At 54.9% G+C, this 26,209-nt stretch carries 15 protein-coding genes and 1 pseudogene; 14 read left to right on the top strand and 2 right to left on the bottom strand.

Going from position 1 to position 26,209, the window contains the following annotated elements:
- The first annotated feature begins 65 nt into the window (after positions 1 to 65).
- The 3 genes from QW71_RS27325 (at position 66) to tyrS (ending at position 5,721) form a co-directional block, all read left to right on the top strand.
- On the top strand, positions 66 to 1,973 hold the full coding sequence (locus QW71_RS27325) for a beta-glucoside-specific PTS transporter subunit IIABC (RefSeq protein WP_039306787.1): 1,908 nt from the start codon (positions 66 to 68) through the stop codon (positions 1,971 to 1,973).
- A gap of 607 nt (positions 1,974 to 2,580) precedes the next feature.
- Positions 2,581 to 4,035, top strand: a complete 1,455-nt coding sequence (ascB, locus tag QW71_RS27320) for a 6-phospho-beta-glucosidase (RefSeq protein WP_039306785.1) — start codon at positions 2,581 to 2,583, stop codon at positions 4,033 to 4,035.
- 426 nt (positions 4,036 to 4,461) lie between these two features.
- The gene (gene tyrS, locus QW71_RS27315; RefSeq protein WP_039306839.1) at positions 4,462 to 5,721 is read left to right on the top strand and encodes a tyrosine--tRNA ligase; all 1,260 of its coding nucleotides are present in this window, start codon (positions 4,462 to 4,464) and stop codon (positions 5,719 to 5,721) included.
- 1,994 nt (positions 5,722 to 7,715) lie between these two features.
- Here the strand turns inward: tyrS and QW71_RS27310 are convergent.
- The gene (locus QW71_RS27310) at positions 7,716 to 7,901 is read right to left on the bottom strand and encodes a hypothetical protein (protein ID WP_039306782.1); all 186 of its coding nucleotides are present in this window, start codon (positions 7,899 to 7,901) and stop codon (positions 7,716 to 7,718) included.
- A 297-nt stretch (positions 7,902 to 8,198) separates the two neighbouring features.
- On the opposite strand from QW71_RS27310, the gene QW71_RS27305 reads away from it, so the two are divergent.
- Positions 8,199 to 9,230: an FIST signal transduction protein gene (locus QW71_RS27305; RefSeq protein ID WP_039306780.1), complete on the top strand. Its 1,032-nt coding sequence runs from the start codon at positions 8,199 to 8,201 to the stop codon at positions 9,228 to 9,230.
- Between the two features lie 17 nt (positions 9,231 to 9,247).
- A complete protein-coding gene (locus QW71_RS41050; RefSeq protein WP_083442749.1) occupies positions 9,248 to 10,363 on the top strand; it encodes a methyl-accepting chemotaxis protein in 1,116 nt (371 codons plus the stop codon).
- Between the two features lie 492 nt (positions 10,364 to 10,855).
- Here QW71_RS41050 and QW71_RS27295 read toward each other — a convergent pair whose 3' ends face one another.
- Complete coding sequence (locus QW71_RS27295; protein WP_039306778.1) at positions 10,856 to 12,844, bottom strand: beta-galactosidase; 1,989 nt, start codon at positions 12,842 to 12,844, stop codon at positions 10,856 to 10,858.
- 244 nt (positions 12,845 to 13,088) lie between these two features.
- Between QW71_RS27295 and QW71_RS27290 the strand changes: the two genes are divergently transcribed.
- From QW71_RS27290 to QW71_RS27250, 9 genes and pseudogenes are all read left to right on the top strand, one after another.
- Complete coding sequence (locus tag QW71_RS27290) at positions 13,089 to 14,057, top strand: sugar ABC transporter permease (protein WP_039306775.1); 969 nt, start codon at positions 13,089 to 13,091, stop codon at positions 14,055 to 14,057.
- A 16-nt stretch (positions 14,058 to 14,073) separates the two neighbouring features.
- Positions 14,074 to 14,958, top strand: a complete 885-nt coding sequence (locus QW71_RS27285) for a carbohydrate ABC transporter permease (RefSeq protein WP_039306771.1) — start codon at positions 14,074 to 14,076, stop codon at positions 14,956 to 14,958.
- A gap of 34 nt (positions 14,959 to 14,992) precedes the next feature.
- Positions 14,993 to 16,600, top strand: a complete 1,608-nt coding sequence (locus QW71_RS27280; protein ID WP_039306768.1) for an extracellular solute-binding protein — start codon at positions 14,993 to 14,995, stop codon at positions 16,598 to 16,600.
- An 89-nt stretch (positions 16,601 to 16,689) separates the two neighbouring features.
- On the top strand, positions 16,690 to 19,056 hold the full coding sequence (locus QW71_RS27275; RefSeq protein WP_039306765.1) for a helix-turn-helix domain-containing protein: 2,367 nt from the start codon (positions 16,690 to 16,692) through the stop codon (positions 19,054 to 19,056).
- Positions 19,057 to 19,154: 98 nt separating this feature from the next.
- Positions 19,155 to 21,971, top strand: coding sequence for a hypothetical protein (locus QW71_RS27270; protein WP_039306761.1), 2,817 nt, complete (start codon positions 19,155 to 19,157; stop codon positions 21,969 to 21,971).
- The gene (locus QW71_RS27265) at positions 21,968 to 22,663 is read left to right on the top strand and encodes a DUF1961 family protein (RefSeq protein WP_200905981.1); all 696 of its coding nucleotides are present in this window, start codon (positions 21,968 to 21,970) and stop codon (positions 22,661 to 22,663) included. The genes QW71_RS27270 and QW71_RS27265 overlap by 4 nt, the downstream gene beginning before the upstream one ends.
- A 573-nt stretch (positions 22,664 to 23,236) precedes the next feature.
- Complete coding sequence (locus QW71_RS27260) at positions 23,237 to 24,037, top strand: polysaccharide deacetylase family protein (RefSeq protein ID WP_039306758.1); 801 nt, start codon at positions 23,237 to 23,239, stop codon at positions 24,035 to 24,037.
- A gap of 107 nt (positions 24,038 to 24,144) precedes the next feature.
- Positions 24,145 to 25,341: a hypothetical protein gene (locus QW71_RS27255; protein WP_235441566.1), complete on the top strand. Its 1,197-nt coding sequence runs from the start codon at positions 24,145 to 24,147 to the stop codon at positions 25,339 to 25,341.
- A pseudogene (locus QW71_RS27250) lies at positions 25,338 to 26,209 on the top strand (hypothetical protein); the annotation flags it as partial. The gene QW71_RS27255 and the pseudogene QW71_RS27250, both read left to right, overlap by 4 nt.

The following is a 26,209-nucleotide window of genomic DNA, read 5'->3' as shown; positions in this document are numbered from 1 at the left end:
GTATCTTTCGCGTATGCACGTGTTCATTCGGGTTTTTTTATTCCAATAATTAGGGGGGAAGACGAATGAAACACCAGGAAACAGCGCAGCAAATCGTCAAGTCGGTGGGCGGAGTATCCAATGTGAGGTCGGTGTACCACTGTGTAACACGTCTGCGTTTCGAGCTGAAGGACAACCATAAAGCGGATCAGGCCGCGCTCAAAAAGCTGGATATGGTGATGGGCACCAACATCTCGGGCGAGCAATTCCAGGTCATTATCGGCAATGATGTGCCTAAGGTATACGACGAAATGGTTAAAGAGTACCCGGCGCTCAAGCAGACAGCGGAAGGAAACAAGCAGGGTGACGGGAAGAAACAGAATGTGATTCTGAAGATTTTTGAGACAATCGCCGGTGTATTCGCACCGATGCTGCCCGCAATCACGGCTGCAGGTATCCTAAAGGGACTGCTCGCTCTATTCGTGACCCTGGAATGGCTGTCAGCGGGAACAGACACGTACCGTATCCTGTCTGCGATTGGCGATGGCGTATTCTACTTCCTGCCGATGCTGATCTCCTTCAGCGCAGCGCGTAAATTCGGCAGTAACCCGTATATAGCAGTTGGTGTCGGCGCGGCGCTGATGTATCCGGATATGGGTGCACTATTGTCCAGCGGTAACCCTGTATCCTTCCTCAGTATTCCGGTAACAGCGGTCTCCTACGGATCTTCCGTAATTCCGATTCTGCTCGCAATCTGGATTCTTTCTTACGTGGAAAAAACAGTTGACCGCTTCATCATACCGTCTCTCAAGCTGCTGCTCGTTCCGCTGATCTCCCTCCTGGTGATGGTTCCGGTAACGCTGATCGCGATTGGACCTCTGGGAACCTTCGTCGGAGACGGATTGTCCGGCGGCATTAACTGGCTGCTGAATGAAGGCGGCCTGATCTCCGGGATCGTGCTTGGCGGGGCGATGTCCCTGATTGTTATGACGGGTATGCACTACGCACTGGTCCCGGTTATTATCAGCAACCTGGCTACACTCGGCTTTGATAAGTTCCTGCCGCTGACCTTCATCTCCAATATGGGTCAGGCGGGCGCTACTCTGGGCGTATTCTTCCGGGCCAAAGACAAGAAACTGAAATCCGTCGCCCTGTCCACCAGCTTCACTGCACTCATGGGTGTTACTGAGCCGGCCATGTACGGTGTCAATATGAAATACAAAAAGCCGTTCATCGCGGCGATGATTGGTAGTGCGGCAGGCGGCGGCTTCGCGCTGGCGTTCGGCGCCAAGGCATACGCCCTGGCTGGTAACGGCGGTATCCCGGGTCTGCCGGGATTGGTTGGACAGACCTTCTGGTACGCTTTCGGCGGGATGGTCATTGCCTTTGTAGTTGCAGCGGTTGTTACAGTGTTACTTGGCTTCCAGGAAGAAGCTGATGATGCGGAGCAGATTTCCGGCAGTATCGCCGCTAAACCGGCAGATGTGACCCCGGCAGCTCCCGCACCGGTAGAGGTTGAGGTAGAACCGGCATCCGCTATCGCAGACAGCACAGCTTATGCCCCAATGACTGGCAAGGCGATTCCGTTAAAAGAAGTCAATGATCCTACCTTCGGCGATGAGCTGATGGGTAAAGGCATTGCGTTTGTGCCTACGGTCGGCGAGCTCGTATCTCCAGTCAGCGGTACCGTAATGAATGTCTTCAAAACCAAGCATGCTATGGTTATCCGCAACACTGACGGCATGGAACTCCTGATCCACGTCGGGATCAACACCGTGAAGCTGCGCGGCCAATTCTTCGAAGCGCATGTGCAGGCCGGTGATCCGATTCAGGCCGGCGACAAGCTGCTCACCTTCGATCTGGCGCAAATTGCCCAGAATTATGATATTACGACCGCTATGGTCGTTACCAATACAGCCGATTATAAGCAGGTTCTGCCGCTTAAGCTGGGCGAAGTAACTTTTGGTGAGCCGGTGTTGAAGGCTGAGCTGTAAGGTTGCCGGTTTAGCTTTGGTCGCATCTTCGGTCTTTTATGGGAATTAGCTTGGATCTTCGATTTGGACTTTCGATTTTGGTTTTAGTTTTCGGTTTTAGTTTTCGGTTTTAGTTTTTAGTCTTAGTTTTTAGTCTTAGTTTTTAGTCTTAGTTTTTTGTCTTAGTTTTTGGTCTTAGTTTTTGGTCTTAGTTTTTGGTCTTAGTTTTTGGTCTTTAATTTGGATCTTAGTTTTTGATCTTCAATGTTGAGCTTAGCCTGAGTTATTTCCAGGCGCCAGCTCTGCTCTTAGCCTGAGTTTGAGCTTAGTGATTTCGGAACGAAGCGATCGGGTTGGCTTAGAATTTTGTCACCTCCGAATCCGCTTCATCCTAACAAAAGGCTATTAGTAACGGAGGGAAGTTTGGAACTGTAGGAGCGATAGCGTCCGCCTGAAAGCTTTCCGCAGGAAAGCTCGCATCGGAAGCATAAGCTATGTTTGGATTTCTACCGCTGACAGCGGAATAAATTCAGGAAATCCAAACATAACAGTGGCCGGAAGTCCAAACATCCCGCAGTTACGGCCTGCCTTTTGGCCCGCGAATTATTAATAATGAGGAGATGAAAAAATGACCACTTTTCCACAAGGCTTCCTATGGGGCGGAGCAATCGCCGCAAACCAGGCAGAGGGTGCCTTTGACGCAGACGGTAAGGGATTGTCCACGGCAGATATGGTGCCATACTATAAGAAAAAAGATTACACCAACCTCAAAGAGCTGATGCATGTCACCAGTGAAACGATCGAGCGCGGGATGCAGCATACCTCAGCGGAAGGATACCCGAAACGTTACGGGATTGATTTCTATCACCGGTTCAAAGAGGACATCGCCTTGTTCGGCGAGCTGGGCTTCAAAGTGTTCCGCATGTCGATCAACTGGTCACGGATCTTCCCGAATGGGGATGATGCCGAGCCTAACGAGAAGGGCCTGCAGTTCTACGATGATATGTTCGACGAGATGCGTAAATATGGCATTGAGCCGCTGGTTACCCTCTCCCACTATGAGATGCCGATGTCGCTGGTGCTGAATTACGGGGGCTGGAGGAACCGCGCGGTGATTGCGTTTTATGAGAAATATGCTGAGACTGTCATGACCAGATACCGCGACAAAGTGAAATATTGGCTGACGTTCAATGAGATCAATACTACCATCATCGAGCCGTTTACCGGCGGCGGGGTAGTAGAGGATACGGTGGATAACATCCGCGAGGCGTCCTATCAGGCGCTGCATCATCAATTCGTCGCCAGCAGCCTCGCGACCCGCAAAGGGCGGGAGATTAATCCGGAATTCCGCATTGGCTGCATGCTCGCGCGTATGATTCATTATCCGGCGACCAGTGATCCGGAGGATGTGCTGCAGGCCCAGATCGATAATCAGCTCAACCTGATGCATACCGATGTACAGGCGCGGGGAAGCTATCCTCCGTTCATGAAGCGTTATTTTGCCGACAATCATATTCAGCTTGTGACTGAGCCTGGCGATGAGCAGCTGCTGCGTGAGAACACGGTGGACTTCATCTCCTTCAGCTACTATACGTCGCTTATTTCCACAGTTACTCCTGAGAAATATGGTGTGACCGGCGGCAATCTGTTCAGCACCGTGAAGAATCCGAACCTGAAGATTACCGAGTGGGGCTGGCAGCTGGATCCGATTGGCCTGCGGATTGTGCTCAAAGAGCTGTACGACCGTTACCAGCTTCCGCTGTTTGTGGTGGAGAATGGGCTGGGTGCGAAGGATAAGGTCGAAGAGGATGGTTCCATCCAGGATGATTACCGGATCGATTATTTGCGCAAGCATATCACTCAGGTCAAGGAAGCGGTTCTGGACGGAGTCGAAGTCATGGGCTACACCGCCTGGGGGGCGATTGATATTATCAGCGCGTCGACTTCGGAGATGTCCAAGCGTTACGGCGTGATCTATGTGGACCAGGACGATGACGGAAACGGAACGCTTGACCGGAAGAAGAAGAAGAGCTTCTACTGGTACCAGAAGGCAATGGCCAGCAATGGAGCGGATTTGGAGTAGGCCGTTCCTGGCTGGCGCTGCCTCTGCATTGACAACGATTTTAGAAGCGGCTATACTTTCTGTAATCTTATAGTTGGTATACGTTGAACGAGCCAGTAGCAGACTTGTCCCTGTTCCCAGAAAGCCGGGGGTTGATGGAACCCGGTATATACAATGGACTGCGAATTACACCTCGGGAGTATCTTGGGTAATGCCAAGCGGAGCTAAGCGAACGATAACTCGCGGAAGAGTGGTACGGACATGTTTGAATGTGATGTCTGTGCAATTTGGGTGGTAACACGGTTAATGATAATCGTCCCTGTGTCTATATAGACAAGGGGCGATTTTTTGTTGCCCAAATTCGGGAATTGCAGAGTTACCCGGTAAGCTGGCTGTTTTTCAATGCATACCAATTACACACAAAACAAACCAAAGGGGCTGTACATGTTGAACATTATCGACGAGTTGCTGTGGCGCGACGCCATTAACCAGCAGACAGATGCGGACGGGCTGCGTGAATTAACGAATAGTAAGGCTGTATCGCTGTACTGCGGCGTGGACCCTACAGGCAACACTATGCATATCGGCCACCTGATTCCTTTTATGATGCTTAGACGCTTCCAGCTTGCCGGACACCGTCCGGTCATTCTGATCGGCGGGGCTACAGGAACGATCGGTGATCCGAGCGGACGCCAGAGCGAGCGCTCCCTGCAGACGCTGGAGCAGGTACAGGAGAATGTAGATGCGCTGACGGCCCAGATGAAGAAGCTGTTCATTACTGAAGGCGACAATCAGGTGCGGATGGTTAACAACTACGACTGGACCAAGGACATGAACGTCATCGAATTCCTGCGCGACATCGGCAAGAACTTCAGCATCAACACGATGCTGGCCAAGGATGTAGTCTCCAGCCGCCTGGACAGCGGAATCTCGTTCACCGAGTTCTCCTACCAGATCCTGCAGTCCATGGATTACCTGCATCTGTACCAGCATGAGGATGTGCAGCTGCAGATCGGCGGTTCGGACCAGTGGGGCAATATCACCAGCGGCCTGGATCTGATCCGTAAAAAAGAAGGCAACGAAGCCAAAGCCTTCGGCCTGACCATCCCGCTGATGCTCAAGGCGGACGGCACCAAGTTCGGCAAATCCGCCGGCGGCGCCATCTGGCTGGATCCGAAGCAGACCACACCTTACGAGTTCTACCAGTTCTGGGCGAACACCGATGACCGCGATGTGGTGAAATACCTGAAATACTTCACCTTCCTGAGCAAGGAGGAAATTGAGGCGCTTGCCGAGAAGGTGGCGACGGAGCCGCATAAACGCGAGGCGCAAAAAACACTGGCCGAGGAAATGACCCGCTTCGTGCACAGCGAAGAGCTGCTGGAGCAGGCTAAACGTATCAGCGCAGCTCTGTTCAGCGGGGATATCAGCTCCCTGACTGCCGATGAAATCGAAGAAGGCTTCAAGGAAATGCCGACCTTCACCGCCACAAAGGAGTCGAAGAACATTGTCGACTGGCTTGTCGATCTGGGCATCGAGCCATCCAAACGCCAGGCGCGTGAGGATATTACCAAAGGTGCAATCTCCATTAACGGCGAACGTGTCAACGAGCTGGAGACGGAGATTACCGCTGAGCTTGCCATCGGCGGCAAATTCATCATCGTCCGCAAAGGCAAGAAGAACTACAGCCTGGTGAAATTGGGCTAACCTCTAGCTGCTGGCTGGGAAGTCCAGAGGCGAATAAGTAAACAGGCAAATAGGTAAGTAGGTAAGTAGGCAAACAGGTAAACCATAAGAGGCTATCCCGCTGTGTCAGCAATGACGGGGGATAGCCTCTTTTTTGAAAGGTGATTTATTTGTTTTAGGGTGCCTGCAAAGTACCTGAGTTGTCAGCGTGGTAGTTAGTGAGGTAACCAATAGTCGCAAGGAAGTGAGTGTGGTAGTGAGCGAGGTGATCAGTAGACAGTGTGGTAGTGAGTGAGGTAATCGTAGTCAGCGAGGTGGTGAGCATGGTAACCAGTAGTCAGTGTGGTAGTAAGCGAGGTAATCAGTTGTCAGCGTGGTAAGGAGGAGGTAACCAGTAGTCAGCGTGGTAGGAAGGAGGTAACTAGTAGTCAGTGTGGTAGTGGACAAGTAATCAGTGGTTAGCGTGGTAGGGATGAGGTAACCAGTGTTCAGTGTGGTAGTAAGCGAGGTAATCAGTAGTCAGCCTGGTAAGGAGGAGGTAACCAGTAGTCAGCGTGGTAGGGAGTGAGGTGATCAGTAGTCAGCGTGGTAGGGAGTGAGGTGATCAGTAGTTAGCGTGGTAAGGAGTGAGGTGATCAGTAGTTAGCGTGGTAAGGAGTGAGGTGATCAGTAGTTAGCGTGGTAAGGAGTGAGGTGATCAGTAGTTAGCGTGGTAAGGAGTGAGGTGATCAGTAGTTAGCGTGGTAAGGAGTGAGGTGATCAGTAGTTAGCGTGGTAAGGAGTGAGGTGATCAGTAGTTAGCGTGGTAAGGAGTGAGGTGATCAGTAGTTAGCGTGGTAAGGAGTGAGGTGATCAGTAGTTAGCGTGGTAAGGAGTGAGGTGATCAGTAGTTAGCGTGGTAAGGAGTGAGGTGATCAGTAGTTAGCGTGGTAAGGAGTGAGGTGATCAGTAGTTAGCGTGGTAAGGAGTGAGGTGATCAGTAGTCAGCGTGGTAGGGAGTGAGGTGATCAGTAGTCAGCGTGGTAGGGAGTGAGGTGATCAGTAGTTAGCGTGGTAAGGAGTGAGGTGATCAGTAGTTAGCGTGGTAAGGAGTGAGGTGATCAGTAGTCAGCGTGGTAGTGAGGAGGTAACCAGCAGTGTGGTAGTGAGTGAGGTGATCTGTGGTCAGCGTGGTAGTCAGCGAGCACAAGCCCCGCTCTTGTGGGGGGATTTGGTTGGACTCCCCGGGCGGGCCCGGTTTTCTGGACGAGAATCCTGCACGAAATACAACATTATTCTCCTATATCCGCTTCAAATTGCGAATTGTTGTATGAAATGCAACATTTCCCCTCTTCCAAGCGGTTTATCCTGACAATTGTTGTATTTCATACAACAATCCCCTCGAACTCCCAGGAAACTAGGGGGCCGAGTTGTAATACGTACAACATTTCTGCCTGGACGGGCAGTAAAGCTTAATCTTTGCTCAAAAAAACTCAATCGCTGCCGGGCAGAACGCTCGGAACAACGCTCAGCACAAACCCAGCACCCACCCAGCACCCACCCAGCACCCACCCAGCACACCCAGCACCCACCCAGCACCCACCCAGCACAAACCCAGCACACGCTCAGCACAAACCCAGCACACACCCAACACACCCCCAGCCCAACACCCAGCACACGCTCAGCACCCACCCAGCACAAACCCAGCACACGCTCAGCACACACCCGGCACATACCCAGCACACATCCGGCACACACCCAACACACCCCCAGCCCAACACCCAGCACACACCCAGAACAACCCCATATTCCCCGCAGCAGCCGGAAGCCCGGCCTGCACCGAATGACTATCGGTTTGCTTGAGAAAACAGGTGCCTCCTGCGCGCTGCTGGAATCTACATCTTTTTGTCATTGATAATCATTATCACATGATCTATTGTTAGAGATAGAATCGAATCGAGAAGTGACGGTACTACAATAATCGGCTTAATCAGGTGTAGTCAGGTGTAATCAGATGTAATCAGATGTAATCAGGCTTAATCCTCAAGCAGCGCCAGCTCGTCTTCGAGTTTGGCAATTTTCTCGCGGATAGCCTCTGCCCGGACTTCGTCTTGCGCCTTTACTGCCACCGCCAATTCTTCTGCAGCTAATTCGATCTGGTATTCCAGATAGGTGTAGTCCGATGCGGCGGCAGGGTGGCTGGAACGCTGTGAATAAGTCATGGTCTCACACCTCCTTTCTATTACTAATGTAATGCCCGGCTCTGGGCATCGTATCCATCGCTCTATCGTATCTACAGTATGTTCATGATACAGCCTTTCTGTGAGCGGCTCAACCTTAGTCACCCGTGACAGCCGTATTTTTGCACCGGAAATAAGGCTTTGCCGATGGAATTGCGACATTATTCACAGACAGTAGGCCCGGTTCTGGTTTTACCATAAGAAGTATTGAAAATTAAAGCTTAATTTTTCAGTAACGTTTGCAGGGAGAGATCCCTCGAAGGAAGGTTGATATACATAATGAAAGCTTTATCTTTTAACACACCGGGCGAAGCCAGGCGGCATCTGGAACAACTGGATAGCAGCAGAGGCTTGGTGCTGTTCGCTTCCGCTGCGGCAGTCAGCGAATTGTCCCGGCATGCACCCTCCCGGGCGGTATTGTGCTCGACCAAAGGCGAATATACCCCGCAGGGCTACCGCAGCGGCGTAGTCACAGGGTTCGAATACGAATCAGGGATAGCCGATATTGTGGAGATCCTGCATCCGCCCGTGCTTAGCGGCAATGTACTAAGTGCCTCATATCACAAAGTCCAAGGCAACGCTAATGCCTTTCTGCTGCTGCTATGTGACGGTACAGGCGCGATGGAGGAGACGATCCTCTCCTCGCTGTTTTTCATTGCCCCGGAATTCAAGATTATCGGGGGAAGTGCAGCGGATGATGAGCATGGAGAGACTTATATTTACATAGGAAGCCGACGGGTGCGGAACCTGGGGATTTTCTTCAATATGCCGGGCCGTACCGCACTGGTTAAAGAAAATATTTATGTTCCCACCGGGACAACGCTGCTGGTGACAGAAGCCGATGTGTTCGGCAGAACGGTGTATTCCTTCAACGGACGTCCTGCTGCGGAAGAATACGCGCGCGTGCTTGGTGTCCCGGAGGCGGACCTGGCAGAGCATTTCCTGAGCAGCCCGCTGGGCAAAAGATACGAAGACGATCTGATCATCGCCTCACCGATGACAATTAACCCGGATGGCTCTGTCACATTTTACAGCCAGGTTATGTCTAGTACTTATGTGGAGGTGCTGAGCGCGGCAGATCCGCTTGCTGTGCTGGAAGAGACGCTGGGCGGGAGCCCGTACAAGCCATCCTTTGTGCTCAACATTAACTGTACGCTGCGGGACCAGCTCTTCATCCGGGACGGTCTGTGGGCGGATTTTGACAGGACTATGCTCGGATTCTGCGGCAACACTACAGGTTTCATCAGCTACGGAGAGCAATATTATAAAAAGCATGCCAACCAGACCATGATTCTGCTGCTGGTTGAATAAGGGGGAGTAAATTGATTATGCAGTGGATAACCAGATTACGCACTTCATGGGGCAAAAGCACCTCTGCCGGAGGTGTTCAAAGTCATAATACACTAGCCGTTCTTGAAAAAACGGACAGCTCCGGACAATCAGCCGGGACGCTAAAGACAGCTGGAACAGCGGCTAATGCTCCTGAGCCTCCAGAGAATACTGGCGGGACAGCTGACGCTGCCCCCGCTTTGGCCACTGAATCCTATGGTATGCACGCCTATACCCTGGCCGGACAGATCCGCCGCGAAACTGACGAGATTCTCAAGGAAGAGGCGCAGCTGGTAGAGGAGTTTGCGGCTTTACGGGCGGGCAGCGGTGAGCTGATCAGCAAGATCGGCGGGACCCAGCAGCTGCTGGAGCATCTGAAGACCAACAGCGGGCAGACCGAAGATCTCATCAATGAAATGTATGGCAGCCTCTCTTTTTCCTCCAATAAAATTGAATTTGCCAAAGAGGCCAATATCCAGATCTCGGCTGAAATGCAGAAGGCTTCGGCGGTATTTACTGAATTTGTCACCTTGAATGAGGACCTGCGGGGGCATTTCCGGAGCATCGAGCAGCTGGCGAAGATCATTACGGATATTGCTGAGCAGACGAATCTGTTGTCGCTGAATGCAGCGATCGAGGCGGCGCGGGCCGGAGAGCACGGACGGGGCTTCTCGGTGGTTGCCACAGAAATCCGCAAGCTGGCCGACAGCACGCGCAGTCATGTGAAGGAGATCATGGGCTCCCTTTCGGGGATGACCCAGGTGATGGAGCAGCTTCACAGCAAGTCCGGTGACGGGACAACGGCGATGACAGAGACGAATGCGAAGATCAGCCAGTCCACGGTATTCATGAACGAGATCGTGGAAGCGGAGGAAGAGGTCTTCCAGCATCTGGAGAAGATTCAGGAGTCGCAGGAGAGCAGCATGGAGGATGTGGAGCAGATCAATGGCGATCTCCTGCGTATTCTGGAGAAATCGGGACAGGATGCAGGGCAGTTCCAGAAGATGGTGCTTACCGTCCAGAAAAAAGCCGATCACTATCAGCAGCTGCTTAATCATCTGCACCAGATAGAGCAGCTGCAGCAGCTTGATGAAGCACAGAAGACTGGCGTATAAGCAGAAGCAGGTATCCGATAAAAAAAGACTACACCCGGCAGAGGGAATGCTGGTGGTGTAGTCTTTCGTATGATTAGGTCAGCCAGAACCTTCTGGCTGGCCTTTTTGGTTACCGGGCAGAGGTTTGCGAAGATACGGTAGAGTGTGCTGGAGCAAGGGGCGTCAGCAGAGTGAAATGGACTGAAAAGCGCTTATTTCCCGGAAAACCCCAATATTGAGGCCGAAGCGGACTGAGTATCCCCTATCCAGTTCATTCGTGCCCGAAATGGGGGCCGGCTGGCCCATAAGCGGAATCTGAGTCCGCTTATCCCGCAAATCAGCCTGATTGGCCCGGTTAGCGGATTGTCAGTCCGCCAGAGCAGCTGATGTGCGATTAGAGCCTGGGCCTGAGGAGGCTGAGGAGTGGCGGTAAACTCTGCTGCTTACTGCCGGATTCAGATAGGAGCAGCTCCAGCCCGGATGAATTCTCCCCCGCCCGCTTGGCGCCCTTGCCTACAACGCAATAAGTCTGTAGCCGTAAGCACCGACCGTCAGCGGACCGGCTGGCACGTGCTCACCGCTCAGCACATCCTGTCCGCCCCGCGGCAGGGTTACACTGCCTCCGAGTCCATCCATATTCACGATCGTCCATAGTTCACCGGACGCTCCGTGTCTTGGACAGACGACCGTGCCCGGGGTGACATCGCTGCGCAGAGTTACACCGGCCCGGGCTGCATAATGATCGATCAGCGCGCACAGCAGCTTGTCCCCCGCTTCTCCGGAGGGCAGGGAGCCGAGCATTACGATGGCTCCGCGGCCATAGGGCTGCTCGGTCAGGAAGGCCAGGCCCGGCGTCCGGCCTGCCGTGATCCTGCCGGTCACGGTTGCACCGCCCGGCAGCGGCTCGAACACCGCGCTCCACAGGGACAGCGGTGCGGAGAGGCCGAAGGCCTCGCCAATGCTGCCCGTTCCCTCCATCGGGTAGACATATCTGGTGTTTACCCCGGCGATGCGCTCCAACCCGCCCAGTGCAGCATCGGTATGCAAGGTATGGTCGGCCGTGCGGCCTCCGCTCAGCGGACCGGCGATCCAGATACCGCCAGCCTCTGCAAAGCTGAGAGCCTTCTGCATATATTCCGGCGACAGATAATGCACAAAAGGGGTGAACAGCAGCTTGTAGCCGCTAAGGTCTCCACCTTCGGGCAGCAGGTCACGGTGTATGCCCATATCGAGTATCCGCTTGTAGAAGTCCCCCAGCAGGGAGCGGTAGTTCAGCTTCCGGTGCGGCTCTGTCGCCAGGTACGCCTTGGTCCGGTCCGAGTAGGTAATTGCGACCTCAGCCTGCGCCGGCCGGGTAGCCAGCAGGTGCGGCTCGATCAGCAGGCGCGCTGCGGAGGCTTCCCGCACATTGTCATAACCGAGCGCAGGCTGCCCCCAGGCGCTGATGATGGAGCTGTGCGTCTGCTCGCTACCGGTGCGCTGCTGCCGCCACAGCCAATAGCAGAAAGCCCGTGCCCCCAACGCATAGGCAGACACAGCTTCAGCGGTGAGATAGCCGTCCGGATGGGGTTCGCCGTAGCTCATGAGCGAACCGGCATAGGCCGGACTGGTCTCCAGCAGCCAGAAGTCCCGCCCTGGCTTAATATTCCGCCACAGATCACAGTTCAGCAGATAGGCGTGCTTATTGGTCTGGGAGGCGTAAGTGTCGTACGAGGCGAAATCGAGCTCCCGGAACAGCTGTTCATTGTCCACATGGAAAGCGACGCTGCTGTTATGGGTTATTGGAGCTGGCGAATAGCGGCGGAGAATCGCTGCCTGCTCAGCTGCGAATCCGGCGGTTGTCTCCATCTGGAACAGGCGGTACAGGGTTACAAGAGATGAGTTATGCAGGAAGGGAGTAGCCACCGGCTGCGGCACCTGATCAAATTGCTGATAGGTCTGGCTCCAGACTCCCGTTCCCCAGGCTTCATTCAGCTTCCCGATATTGCCGTAGCGGCTCTCCAGCCACTCATGCCATAGTGACTTGCAGGTCCCGCACATGCATTCTGACACATGTGCCTTGAGTTCATTATCGAGCTGCCAGGCGACCAGACCCGGCAGCTGCCCCAGCTCTTTTGCCAGCTGTTCAGTGATTATCGCAGCCCGCTGCCGGAAATAAGGGTGATTCGTGCAGACATGCTGCCTGGACCCGTGGCCCATAACCGCCCCATCCGCCCTGATGATCAGGCGTTCCGGGTGCCCGTGTGTCAGCCAGACCGGCGGAGTGGCCGTCGGTGTGCACATTATGGTGTCGATGCCGTGGGCATGCAGCTGCCGGATATGCTCAGCGAAGGGCCGGATATCAATGGAGCCTTCCTCCGGCTCCAGCTCCGACCAGATGAACTCACCCACCCGGACGAGATTGATGCCGGTTTCCTTCATAAGCTGAAGGTCATGCTTCCGTTCAGCTTCCCCCCAGAGCTCGGGGTACCATGCAGCGCCGTAATATAGCTTATGATTCACTTGCTTTACCTCCCAGGGAGCCCAGTATGAGCGTTTTGGTCTCCCGGCATCATAGTTGCCCCCCGTGCAGCAGGCAATAGTAAAGTTTTGCCGGCTTTGCACTTTATTGTAGCGGGGCGGATCAGGGCAGGACAGGCCCCTGTCCAAAAAGTCCGATTGCCGGAAAAATCTGCTGAAACCATAATAGGAAGCGCAGCCAAGGCACGGCAGTGCAAGGCTGCTTATCTATATGGAGGTGAATGTAATGAAGCAAGGAGCGGCAATAGGGACAGCAGATATACATGCTGCTGCAACCTACCGCAGCAGGCGGGAGCTGCGCTTCAGACGTCTGAAGCGGGACAAATGGCTCTACATCCTGCTGACCCCGGGACTCCTGTATTTTCTCGTATTTAAATATGTACCCATGTGGGGAGTGCTGCTCGCGTTTAAAGATTATCAGCCCTTTCTGGGCTTCTGGAAAAGCGATTGGGTCGGTCTTGAGCATTTCCGCACGTTCTTCCAGAATCCTGACTTCTTCATGCTGCTGCGCAATACACTCGTGTTGTCGCTGTATAATCTGGTGTTCTTTTTTCCGGCCCCGATCATACTTGCACTGCTGCTGAATGAAGTCCGGCTGTCCTTCTATAAAAGGACGATTCAGACGATGATTTATGTACCGCATTTCATATCCATGGTCATCGTCGCCAGTATATCGTATGTGTTCCTGACTACACAGGGCGGCGCTGTCAACGAATTCCTGTACTCCGTGACCGGGAGCAAGATCGATTTCCTGGCCAGCCCCGACTGGTTCCGCCCGCTGATCATCCTCCAGACCATCTGGAAGGAATGCGGCTGGGGGACGATTATCTTCCTGGCGGCGCTGGCCGGTGTTGATGTTGAGCAATATGAAGCAGCCGTAGTGGACGGGGCCAGCCGCTGGCGCCAGACCTGGCATATTACGCTGCCGGCGATCCGCAGCACCATTGTCATTCTGCTGATTCTGCGGATGGGAACCATTCTGGATAATGGGTTTGAGCAGATTTATCTGATGATGAATGCGCTGAACCGTGAGGTGGCCGAGGTGTTTGATACCTACGTATATGCACTCGGGATCACACAGGGGGCGTTCAGCTACAGCACCGCAGTCGGACTGTTCAAATCGGTGATCGGGGTTGTACTGGTGCTCGGCACCAACTGGCTCGCCAAGAAATCGGGCGAATCGGGACTTTATTGAGAGGGAGGCTGTGTGCGTGGCTAAACATTATAAGAGCCCCGGAGAGATTACGTTTGACGTATTTAATTATTTTGTATTGGGAGTTATCGGAATTGCCGCAATCCTGCCGTTTCTGTTCGTGGTCTCCGGTTCATTCGCAACCGAGGCGGAAATTACGAAGCGCGCTGTCTTTCTGATTCCGACTACGATCTCGTTTGATGCCTACCGGTTCATTTTCTCCACGGATACCATTGTAAGAAGTATCGGGGTATCGCTGTATGTGACGGTGATCGGTACGGCGGTCAATCTGTTTTTCACAGTAACCATGGCGTATCCGATGGCCAAACGTTATCTGATGGGCCGCAATGTAATCCTCAATCTGGTTATTTTCACCATGCTGTTCGGGGGCGGGATGATTCCCACCTATCTGGTGATCCGCGAGCTGCAGCTGCTGGATACGCTGAATGCGTTGATTCTTCCGGGGGCGATCAGCGCCTTCAATCTGATTATCGTCAAAAACTTTTTCCAGGAGCTTCCGGTCGAGATTGAGGAGGCGGCCCGCATCGACGGCTGTACCGAGCTGGGGCTGCTGTGGAAAATCGTACTGCCGCTCTCCAAGCCCGTGCTGGCGACGTTCACCCTCTTTTATGCGGTCGGGCACTGGAATAACTTCTTCTCGGCGCTGCTCTACATTAATGATCCGTCCAAGTGGCCGCTGCAGGTGATGCTGCGCCAGATCGTTATGCTGTCCCAGTCGGCAGCCGGTGATCTCAGCTCGATGGACCCGAATTTCGTACAGCCGCCTGAGCAGTCGATCAAAATGGCAGTTATCGTGGTCGGCACACTGCCGATTATGTGCGTCTATCCGTTTCTGCAAAAACACTTTGCCAAAGGGGTGATGCTCGGTTCGGTTAAAGGGTAAAAGGGTATGCCAACATACAAAGGGAGGCTAAGTAATGAAGATTGTGCGTAATGAAGGTTCCATACATTTGAAACGATGGTTGTTTATGTTACTAGCTGCTATTATGATTTTAAGTGTGTTCACCGGCTGTGCCGGCAATAAGGAGAATAATGCTGCAGGGCAGAAGGAGTCTGCCTCAAGTGAAGGGAATGCGTCTGGCGGAACTGAAGCTGCAGAACCGCTGGATCTGACGCTGATGCTGCCGATTTTCAAAACGAATTATCCGAAGGACGGCAGTCCGGTTGCCGCTAAGCTGGAGGAGCTGACGAACACCAAAATCCATTTTGAATGGGTGCCGAACGCTTCCTATACCGACAAATTCAATATCACGCTGGCTTCGGGCAAGCTGCCTGACATTATCTATGTAGGCGATGTCAAAGCCTCAAGTTTCGTGAATGCGGCAAGATCGGGCGCTTTCTGGGAGGTAGGTCCGTACCTGAAGGATTATCCGAATCTGGGCGGAGCGAAGGAAGTCATTCTGAACAACTCGGCCATTGACGGCAAGAACTATGGAATCTACAGAGGACGGGCGCTGGGCCGCAACGGCGTGGTTTTCCGCAAGGACTGGCTGGAGAAGCTGGGGCTTGAAGCTCCGCAGACTGTAGATGATTTCTATAATATGCTAAAAGCGTTCAAAGAACAGGACCCTGACGGCAACGGTCAGGCGGATACCTACGGCATGGTGCTGGTGAAGTGGACCGGCGGATGGGCCAGCGGCTTCGATACAATCAAGCTGTGGTTCGGTTCCCCGAACAAATGGGGCGTACAGGATGGCAAGCTGGTTCCTGAGCATGAATATCCGCAGTACTTGGAAGCGCTTAAGTTCATGAAAAAGCTGTATGATGAGCAGCTGATCAACTCCGACTTTGCGGTGATGGACAGCTCCAAGTGGAATGATCCGGTGGTCAACAACAAGGCCGGTGTCATTGTCGATGTGGTGGACAACGGGGCACGGCTTGATGACAAGATTCATGCTGCACTCCAGAAGGAAGGCAAGGATGAGCCTGACCGTCATTATATGGATGTCATCGGCGGGGTGACAGGAACGGACGGAGCATTGCATACCCTTCCAACTTCCGGTTTCTCCGGCATGCTGGCTATACCGAAGTCTTCGGTCAAGACCGAAGAAGAGCTGAAGCAGGTGCTGACCTTCCTGGACCGGCTCAACGAAGAGGATCTGCAGACGATGCTGAACTACGGAATTGAAGGTGTCCATTATAATCTGGTGGACGGATATATTGAACGCTCAGGCGATACGGTTCTGCTGGAATCGGAAGTGGAAGGTCTCAACCAGATGCTGCCGTTCATTCCGGAGGACAAGGCGAAGCTGGTGAAGCAGACTGCCCTGCGGTTGAAGCAGACAGAGGTACAGAAGGCTAATGAAGCGACGATTGTGACTAATCCTGCCGAAGCGCTGATCTCTGCAGTATATACGCAAAAAGGCTCGCAGCTGGATAATGTAATCAATGATGCACGCATCAAGTTCATTGTCGGCCAGATTGACGAAGCGGGCTTGAAGTCGGCTTTTGAGGTATGGCGGAAGACAGGCGGGGACGAGCTTGTGAATGAAATGAACGAACTGTACTCGAAGACGGGCAAGTAAGTCCGGCACTGCTCCAGGCACCAGCCGGTTTATACCCGTTATAGCCGTAAGGCTGCAACTCTAAACTATGGATTCGGCTGGTGAATGATATGGAGAATGGAACGGCAGGGGAACGAAAGGGATATACAGGGGGGCGTACCGGCCGGAAGGGCCGGTATTACCGCAATAATCTCATTATTGTGCTGATCGTTTCGTCTATCCCCGGCCTGATCATCGGGTCCCTTGTGTACTTTATGGCAGGGGGCAATCTGGAGAAGGAGCTGCTGGGTATGCATAACCGGCAGATCGAGCAGCGTGCGGACAACATTAATGACCAGCTGTCCAATCTGGAGCTGATGCTGGCCCACTGGGCGTTCGAGCCGAAGTTCGACTACAGCCTGAGCAACATGGATTTCACCCTGAATCATGAACGGGCCTGGGATATTACCAAAACCCTGGTGGTCATGCAGGGCTCGAATTCGATGGCGCGGCAGGTGGAGCTGTACCTGGCGGGCGATAAGCCGGTGCTGTTCGGCACGGAATACGGGACACTGGCGCCCGAAGAAGATGCAGTGTACGGGAAGCTGCTGGAGCAGGAGCGCAGTACCTACTGGACGGAATGGGCGTTTGATCCGGCCAAGCCGGAGCAGAAGGAGCTGACGCTGGTGCATCATATTCCCGGCGGAAGCCTGGAGCCCTTCGGGGCACTGCTGCTGCGGATGGACACAGAGAAGGTATCCGCCATGCTGCGGACCATGACCCCGTACAACACGGGGGAAGTATTCATGCAGCAAAAGTCCGGGGGACTGTTCATCTCCGGCAACGGTATCGATGCCGCTACACCATTTGTGACTGCGCTGCAGAAGGCGATTGCAGACAGGGGCAGTAAAGACAGCACATCGTTCCTGTATGACTGGGACGGAGTTACTTTCGCGGTGACCTACGGCGATTTCTCCCGGATTGCGAATGAATGGATGTATGTGTCGGCTTCTCCGATATCCAGTGTGACTTCACCGGTTGTGGGATTATCCCGGATGATCATCCTGGTCAGCTTATGCGCGCTGCTGCTCGCGGCAGTCCTCTCCTGGATTGCTTCCCGCAAAATCTACTCGCCTGTCCGCCGCCTGCTTCAGACGCTGCTTCCCGAGCATGCGGCCTCCGGAGGCCGGGTGGACGAGATGACGCTGATTGAGCGGCACTGGCAGAATCTTCACGGGCAGCGGCATGCCCTCCAATACACGCTTTCGGAGCAGCTTCCGCATGTGCAGCAGAGCTTTCTGCATCAATTGTTCCAGGGTTATCTGTATGCCTATTCCGAACAGGATCTGCAGAGCCGGATGAAGCAGTACAAGTGGGAAGTGGACAATTGCGTTTTTGTGGTGCTGTATATTCAGCTTACAGGAATCTCCAGCCTGGAGGCCAAGTTCCGCAGCGGTGACGAGAGCCTGGTGTCCTTCGCGGCGGTGAACATCATCGGCGAACTGGCTGCTGAGCATTTCGGGCGGGCCGAGACCGTTAATCTGCATGATCTTACGTCGGGCATTCTGCTGATTGAGCAGGGAAGCGGCCCGGAGCCGGAGCGGGTTCAGGCTTTCGGTGAAGAACTGGCAGCCACGATCAACCGGATGCTTAAGCTGCAGGCAACTGTAGCGTACAGTGCAGAGGTGAACAGCATCTCCGGCATTCCGCGCTCGTTCGAAGCGGCGAAGCAGGCAGCCAGCCACCGCAGATATGGAGGCGGGAACCAGGTAATCAGCCTGGAGCAGCTGGAACGGGAAGGGCAAGGCACGCAGCTGCCGCAGTATTCGTTCGCGCTGGAGCGCGGCCTGATTCAGGCGCTGCGTACCGGTGAAGCGGATGAGGCGGACCGGCTGCTGGAGGAGTTCCTGAAGACACTGTCCGAGGGCGGCGCGAAGGTCATTGACGTGCAGCAGGGAATGCTGCATCTGCTCGGCGCGATCCTGCATGCGGTGCTTGAGGCAGGGATTGCCCCGAATCAGCTGTTCAAGGGCAAGAACCTGTATGCAAGCCTGTCACAGATTCATGAGCCGGGCCTGATCCTCTCGTGGTTCCGCGGGCATGTGGTGGCCCCATTCCTGAAGGAGCTGTGCGAACGTTCGGACGCCGGTATCCGGCGGACGGTTGAACAGGCCATGCTGTACATTCAGCAGCATTATATGGACAATATTTCGCTGGACAGCTGTGCGGATTATACGGGAACCAGCCCTTTTCTGCTCAGCAAGTCCTTTAAACGGGTAACCGGAATTAATTTTATTGATTATTTAACAGAGCTGCGGCTGGACAAAGCCAAGGAGCTGCTGCGCGATACGGATCTGAAAATGAACGATGTCGCCCAGCAGGTCGGCTATCAGCAGAGCTATTTTAACCGGATATTCAAAAAACAGGAGGACATCACTCCGACACGCTACCGTGAACTGAGCCGGCATGAAGGGGAGAAGGAGAACGGAATCAGGTGAGAGAGGTACCAAAGGGCTTCTCATTTGCCGTGCACGAATAAGCAGCTTTCTCCGGCTCGGATCATTAGTCTCTGTGATCGGTGATGTCACATAAGGAGATGACCGTTTTGTCCTCAGCCATTCCAATACAATTACGTTGGTTGAATCAGCCAGCTGCTGCTGCGGGGGTTACCTGGGGCGTACCCTGGTCCAAGGGAGAACTGAAGCGCGGGGACCTGTCCGCCCTATGTCTTAACGGGACGGGTGAAGGTTGCAGTCTGCCGCTGCAGAGCCGCCCTGCCGCTTATTGGCCGGACGGCAGCATCAAGTGGTCGTTTCATTCGGCCGTATGCCCTGACGGGAGTACGGAGGGTTATACGCTGGAACGGTCTGTAGTGCCGGGGGATATGCCGGCAGCCCTGCAGGTGTCCGTTCAAGAAACAGAAGAAGCCTATATTGTCGATACCGGCACCATCCTGTGTACCGTGGGCAAGCGGGGGGCGGGACCAATCTCCCGGATTATCCGCCGGGCTCCGGAGGAATCCGGAGGTTCCCGCAGCGATCATGGATATTCCGGAGCTGCGGAGGCTGCTGATAGTGCGGCGTTGTCTGCGGGTGCAGGTGCAGATGTGGGCGCGGATACAGGTGCGGGTTCAGGTGCAGGCATGGGCGCGGGTGCTGGCGTGGAGCAGCAGGGTTGCCGCTCAGAGCAGCTCCTGTGCAGCGGAAGTGAGCTGGTCTGCCTCCGCGAGCAGCGCGATACGCTTAGCGGTGAGCTGACACTGCGGCAGGAACGCTTTACGGGCGTGACCCGCAGGGCAAGTCTGGAAGAAGCCGGACCGCTGCGTGCTGTGGTTCGTCTGGAAGGCAGGCATAGAAGTATAAGGGGAGCCAGAGAATGGCTTCCTTATACTTTGCGGCTATACTTCTATGCCGGGCTGGATTCCATCCGGCTGGTGCATACCTTTCATTATGACGGCAATCCGCAGCAGGATTTCATTAAAGGGCTGGGCATCGTGTTCAAGGTGCCGCTAAGCGGTCCGCTGTACAACCGCCATGTCCGGCTGGGGGGCAGTGAAGGAATCTTCAGCGAGTCGCCCAAGACGCTTCATACCCGCAGGACCAAAGGCAAATACGCCGGTATGTTCGCCGGGCAGCTGGAAGGAAAGCTCCAGCAGTTTGACCCGGGGGAGGATGCGTATTTCACGGGACTGCTTCAGGATTCTGCAGTATGGGACAGCTTCAAGCTCGTTCAGGATTCGTCCGAGCATTATGTGATCCATAAGCGGACAGGGGCCGGCTGCACGTGGATTAAGGGGGCAGAAGGCCGGCGGGCAGGAGGGTTAAGCTATGTCGGCTCGGAATGCGGCGGTCTGGCTGCCGGAGTGAAGAACTTCTGGCGGAAGCACCCGTCCGGGCTGGAGATTACCGGCACCTCCGGCAGTGAAGCAGCGTTAACGGTCTGGTTCTGGTCGCCGGAGGTTCCGGCCATGGACCTGCGCCACTACGATACGAAGACGCATGTGGAGTCCTCCTACGAAGGCGCGGATGAATTGCGTGCTACGCCGTACGGTATTGCGGGCACCAACGAGCTGACCTTGTGGTGCACCGCGGAAACGCCGGGAACTGCACAGCTGCTGCAGATGCAGCAGGAGGCTGATGAATCGGCGCTGCTGGTCTGCGCTCCGGAGTATTATCACCGCAGCCGGGCGTTCGGCCTGTGGAGCCTGCCGGACCGGAGCACACCGGCCAAGGCCTGCCTGGAGGACCGGCTGGACGGCATCCTCTCCTTTTACCAGTCGGAGATCGGGCAGCGGAAATGGTACGGCTTCTGGGATTATGGCGACTTCATGCACAGCTATGATCCGGTCCGCCATGTCTGGAATTACGATCTGGGCGGCTGCGCCTGGCAGAATGCCGAGCTGGTGCCGAATATGTGGCTGTGGCTCAGCTTCCTGCGGACCGGGCGCGCAGATCTATTCCGCATGGCGGAAGCAATGACCCGGCACACCAGCGAGGTGGATGTTTATCATTTCGGGGAATACGCGGGCCTTGGCTCACGGCATAATGTCGTGCACTGGGGCTGCGGCTGCAAGGAAGCGCGGATAGCTATGGCCGGACTGCACCGCTACTTCTATTATCTGACCGGCGATGAGCGGATCGGCGACATCATGGACAGTGTGAAGGATGCGGATTATTCCACGGTGACGCTGGACCCGATGCGGGCTTATTTTCCGAAGGATGAATTTCCGACCCATGTGCGGGTAGGCCCGGATTGGGCGGCGTTCAGCTCCAACTGGATGACCCGCTGGGAACGGTATGAAGATACAGCGTACCGCGACAAAATCATAACGGGAATCAACTGTATCAAAGCGGCCAATCTGCGGCTGATCTCCGGTCCAACCTATGGCTACGACCCCAAGACGGGAATTCTGAGCGCTATGGGTGATGACAACTGGGGACGGCATCTGGCGATCAGCATGGGCGGGCCGCAGGTATGGTTCGAGCTGGCGATGATGCTGGAGGACCCGGAGTGGGAGGATATGCTCGCGGAATTCGGCGTGTTCTACAACCTGCCTCAGGAAGAGAAGGATGTCATTACCGGAGGAGCGATTACAGGCAGGCTGCGGTTTGAGCATCCGGTGCTGAGTGTGGCTATTGCCGCCTATGGCGCATGGTACAAGGATGACCGGGCTACTGCTGAACGCTGCTGGAACATCCTGCTGGAGAATCCGTTCGGAGCCGTTGACCTTCAGGCAGAGCAGACGCAGGTTACTTATCTGGAACCGCTCCATGAGATCGGCTGGATGAATACGAATGAAGCTTCGCAGTGGTCGCTGAACACGATCATTGCCCTGGAGCTGATTGCTGAAGCTCTTCCGGAGCGGGGAGCAGGAGCAGAGGCAGATGCCGGAAAGGCGGTGGCGGCTGAGTGACTGCGCAGCAGGACTTGACGCTGATTCCGGAAGGCTGGCGGGAGATCTACAGCAATACTCTGGAAGGACCCGGACATGTGGAAGGTTTCCGGATGGAAGGCGACGGCATAGCCACCTTTCCGCAGGGACGTTTAAGGCTGGAGAGTAAACGGGATGCAAAAGAAGGGCAGCAGGCGAATGTGGTCTTCTGGTGCCCGGAGGTTTGTCCGGCGGAGCTTGCGGTATCGTGGAAGTTCCGCCCGCTGCGGGAACCCGGACTGGCTATTCTGTTCTTCGCTGCTGCAGGCGCCGGGGGCAAGGATCTGTTTGATCCGTCCCTGCCGGTCCGCACGGGGGAGTATGACCAGTACCATCATGGGGAGATGAATGCTTTCCATATCTCATATTTCCGCCGGATGTGGGAAGAGGAGCGGTCCTTTCACACCTGCAATCTGCGCAAAAGCTACGGCTTCCACCTTGTCGCGCAAGGCGCTGATCCGTTGCCGGATGTTGCCGATATGACCGGAGCTTACCGCATGCTGGTCGTGAAGCAGGGTCCTGCGGTGACCTTTGCCGTGGACGGATTGCCGCTGCTGCACTGGGTGGATGACGGTTCGTCCTTCGGCCCGCTGCTGGCAGGCGGCAGAATCGGCTTCCGGCAAATGGCACCGCTGATTGCAGAGTATAGTGATCTGGTTGTCTATGCTCCTTGATTGCCCGGCGGAACGAAAAGAAAAAAAGAGGCGATAGGGGAAATTTCGCACTGCAGGAGGATTGAACCGGTAAACTTTCGTATTAGCACCGGGTTCCTTGCTTGAAATGCTGGCTTTCTGTGACGCTCCCTTAGGGCCGAACCGTTAACTGTATTTTGTGCAACTAAAGCGATCGATTATTGCACTGCGAGAGCTTTAATTGTATTTCATGCAGTTAAAAGTACACATATTTGGAAAAGAAGACGTTTCGGGATTTTTAATTGTACAGAATACAGTTAACCCGGCAAAACCCGTGTTTTGCCGTATTTTAAGTGCAGGAAATACAACTATATAAAGTGAGCTTAAGAATCTGACTTGCTGCATGGACGAAATCCTTGCTCCGCAAGGTAGGGGCGTCCATCAACTGGCCATCATTCTATAACTGCTATCTGCTCCTCATTATTACACTCAACAGACCTGCTAGCGCAAGGTTCTGCAGAGGAAGTCTTTTACAAGTTCAAGCCATATAGTTCAGATCCTAAGTGTGTCTTATATAGATCATTCATTCTCATATGCAAAGGAGGCTTAACCGTAATGTCCGGAGTGTATTACTGCTATCCGCAAGGCCGGCATAAGGCGCTGACGATGAGCTATGACGACGGCAGACGGGCAGATGAACGGTTGGTCGGCCTGTTCAACATGCACGGAATCAAGGGTAGCTTTCACCTGAATTCGGGACTGCTTGGAGAAGGGGACCGTATTCGGGCAGAGGAAGTCGCCGCCTTGTACCGCGGTCATGAAGTCAGCACGCATACGCGGAGCCATCCGACCCTGGCACGCTGCCCGCAGGAGTATATCGTTGAGGAGATTATGGAGGACCGCAAAGTACTGGAAGGGCTAATCCGCCAGCCGGTCCGCGGAATGTCTTATCCGAACGGGTCCTATACGGCGGAGATCAAGGGGCTGCTGCCGCATCTGGGCATCGAATATGCCCGTACTGTCCAGAGCAGCGGCGGTTTCGCCCTCCCGGAGGACTGGCTGGAGTGGCAGGCCACCTGTCACCATAACCGGGATTTGCTTGCCCACGGGGAGACTTTTATAGGACTGCATAAGCGCCAGTATCTCTATCTGATGTATGTATGGGGCCATAGCTACGAATTCGACAATGATAACAACTGGGAGCTGATGGAGCGCTTCTGTGCCATGGCCGGCGGCCGGGACGACATCTGGTATGTGACCAACCTGGAGCTGGTTCATTATATGAAGGCCTGCCGGGGTCTGGTTTTTTCTGCCGCACGGGATTTTGTATACAATCCGGGAGCTGCTGCCGTCTGGCTGGAGGTTGCCGGAACTGTGGTCGGGGTGCCTGGAGGACAGACTGTGGAGTTAGGCTGATTACAGGACTGGGATAGAGATAAGGAGGAATTACTGTGAAAAAAACGAATCAATCGCTGCACCGGCTGGCCGGAATCGATATTTCAGCCGCCGGTCCAAGATGTAAAATGCTGCTCGGTGATCTGGACGGGGACGGCAGGGCAGAGCTGCTGCTGGTTCAGCCGGATAACCGCCAGGATGTCCGTTATATTCCGCATCAGGTGCAGTGCCTGACTGCCTATGATCTGGAGGGCCGTCTGTTGTGGCAGACCGGGAAGCCGGATGAGGGTGCAGGCAGCTCAGGGTCGGATTATCCGGCCCAAATCTTCGATATTGACGGAGACGGTGCGCTTGAGGTGCTGTGTGTGATGGATGACCGGCTGCAGATTCTGGAGGGGGCGACGGGCAAGGTCAAGTCGGTCCATCCGCTGCCGGCCAAGGAAGCCCATGACTGCATCATTATTGCCAACCTGAAGGGCAGCGGACATCCTTCCGACATTATCCTCAAAGACCGCTATCATCAGCTGTGGGCACTGAACTCCAGCTTCGAATTGCTCTGGACCCATCAGGGCAATGTGGGGCATTATCCGTGGGTGTTCGATCTTGACGGAGACGGGCGTGATGAGGTCATGGCCGGATATGATCTGCTGGATGCGGACGGAAAGCAGCTGTGGAGCTGCCATGATCTGGAGGATCATGCGGATTGCCTGTGGGTCGGCGATGTGAATGGAGACGGAGTGCCGGAGCTGGTGATCGGCGGCAGTGTGACGGTGATGTATGACCGTGATGGGCATGAGCTGTGGCGGTATGAAGGCTCCATTGAATCGCAGCATCTGGCGCTCGGACGGTTCCGTCCCGACCTGCCCGGTCTGCAGATTGCCGGTCTCGACCGTATGGTCCGTGAAGATGACGGCAAGGGCCTGCGCGGTAAAGACGCGATGTTTCTGCTGGACCAGTCCGGTCAGGAGCTGTGGAAGGAAGAGCGCACCACGGACGGCTGGCTGACGATCGTTGAAGCCGTAAGTCATTTCTGGAAGGATGCGCCGGATTATATTCTGGCTTACCGCCGGGGCGAAGCTGTGCTTCCCGCGCTCTATGACGGCTATATGAATATCGTTGCCCAGTTTGCCGAGCAGGGTTACGCCGTGCATGGGGACCTGCTGGGCAGCGGGACCGAACAGGTCATTATTTATACGAATGAGCTTGCGGCCGTCTATGCCGGCGAACCGCTCCCGCTGCAGGCGGTGCATCCCGGGCGGCAGCTGCCGCAGCCCAAGCGGCTGTACAGCTCCACCCTCTATCCCGGCGGTGAGGTGGCGTTGTGATAGGCGGTGAGGCAGGCGATGGAAGGGTGACGGTGAATGGAGAGGCAGCGAAGAGCGGTAATGCTGTGGAGGCTGGTGGGACTGTGAAGAACAGCAAGACTGTGGAGGCTGGTGTTCCGTCATATTTTGATCCGCAGAATTCTATCGTGCGTACGGCTGGAGAGCATACCGAATCCGTGCTTGCGATCGTAGCCAATCGCTATATCGGTGCCAATCCGCCGCAGCCTCCGGTGTACCGGGTGCATCTGGAGGACAGCTTTCCGCGGCTATCCGACTGCCGGTATGAGATGAATCTGAAGGAACGGCTGCCGGAGCTGCAGGACGGGGAGTTTGTCTATGTCTGGGGCAAGCTGTGGAGCGAAGCAGAGAGCGATATCCCGCTGGCAATCAGCTGCTTCGGTCCGGTAACGGTCTATGTCAATGGCTCCGCCGTGTTCCAGTCCAATCTGAACGATGATGTATTTCCGGACCGCAGGGCCTACTTCCGTACCGGGCTAAGCCAGGGCTGGAACCATGTGCTGCTGGAATTCACCGCAGTCGGCACGGGCTGCGGCGGCATCTTCGGCACGGGCAGCGTGAAAGGCGCGCCGCTGCATTTCCTGGCCCCGACAGCCGGGCGCAGCGGCTGTGAGGGCTGGATTTACAGCGCGCCGCAGCAGAGCAGATGGATGCTGCAGCCGGAGAGCGAGCGCGCCGGCGTTCCTCAAGGAGGAACAGCAGCACTCGAGGCGGAGCCGCTGCAAAGCGCATTTCGCAGCGGCGCGGCCGAAGCGGCGCTCGCGTCCCGCTGTGCCTGGTATCCGCAGGCCGGATGGCCGGATACCGTGGCCTGCGCCGGGAATCTCGCGCGTATCTTCGGCGAGGTTCC

It is taken from the genome of Paenibacillus sp. IHB B 3415, assembly GCF_000802655.2.
Classification (GTDB): domain Bacteria; phylum Bacillota; class Bacilli; order Paenibacillales; family Paenibacillaceae; genus Paenibacillus_AQ; species Paenibacillus_AQ phytohabitans.
Note: the sequence above shows the minus strand (reverse complement) of the source record. Positions and strands in the feature narration are given on the sequence as shown.

Bases quoted from the DNA above. Each gene is read 5' to 3' on its own strand.
- QW71_RS27305 (WP_039306780.1), top strand. From the start codon at position 8,199: ATGAAAGCTTTATCTTTTAACACACCGGGCGAAGCCAGGCGGCATCTG.
- QW71_RS27325 (WP_039306787.1), top strand. From the start codon at position 66: ATGAAACACCAGGAAACAGCGCAGCAAATCGTCAAGTCGGTGGGCGGA.
- QW71_RS27290 (WP_039306775.1), top strand. From the start codon at position 13,089: ATGAAGCAAGGAGCGGCAATAGGGACAGCAGATATACATGCTGCTGCA.
- QW71_RS27280 (WP_039306768.1), top strand. From the start codon at position 14,993: ATGAAGATTGTGCGTAATGAAGGTTCCATACATTTGAAACGATGGTTG.
- QW71_RS27270 (WP_039306761.1), top strand. From the start codon at position 19,155: ATGACCGTTTTGTCCTCAGCCATTCCAATACAATTACGTTGGTTGAAT.
- QW71_RS27260 (WP_039306758.1), top strand. From the start codon at position 23,237: ATGTCCGGAGTGTATTACTGCTATCCGCAAGGCCGGCATAAGGCGCTG.
- QW71_RS27275 (WP_039306765.1), top strand. From the start codon at position 16,690: ATGGAGAATGGAACGGCAGGGGAACGAAAGGGATATACAGGGGGGCGT.
- QW71_RS27255 (WP_235441566.1), top strand. From the start codon at position 24,145: ATGCTGCTCGGTGATCTGGACGGGGACGGCAGGGCAGAGCTGCTGCTG.
- QW71_RS41050 (WP_083442749.1), top strand. From the start codon at position 9,248: ATGCAGTGGATAACCAGATTACGCACTTCATGGGGCAAAAGCACCTCT.
- ascB (WP_039306785.1), top strand. From the start codon at position 2,581: ATGACCACTTTTCCACAAGGCTTCCTATGGGGCGGAGCAATCGCCGCA.
- QW71_RS27310 (WP_039306782.1), bottom strand. From the start codon at position 7,901: ATGACTTATTCACAGCGTTCCAGCCACCCTGCCGCCGCATCGGACTAC.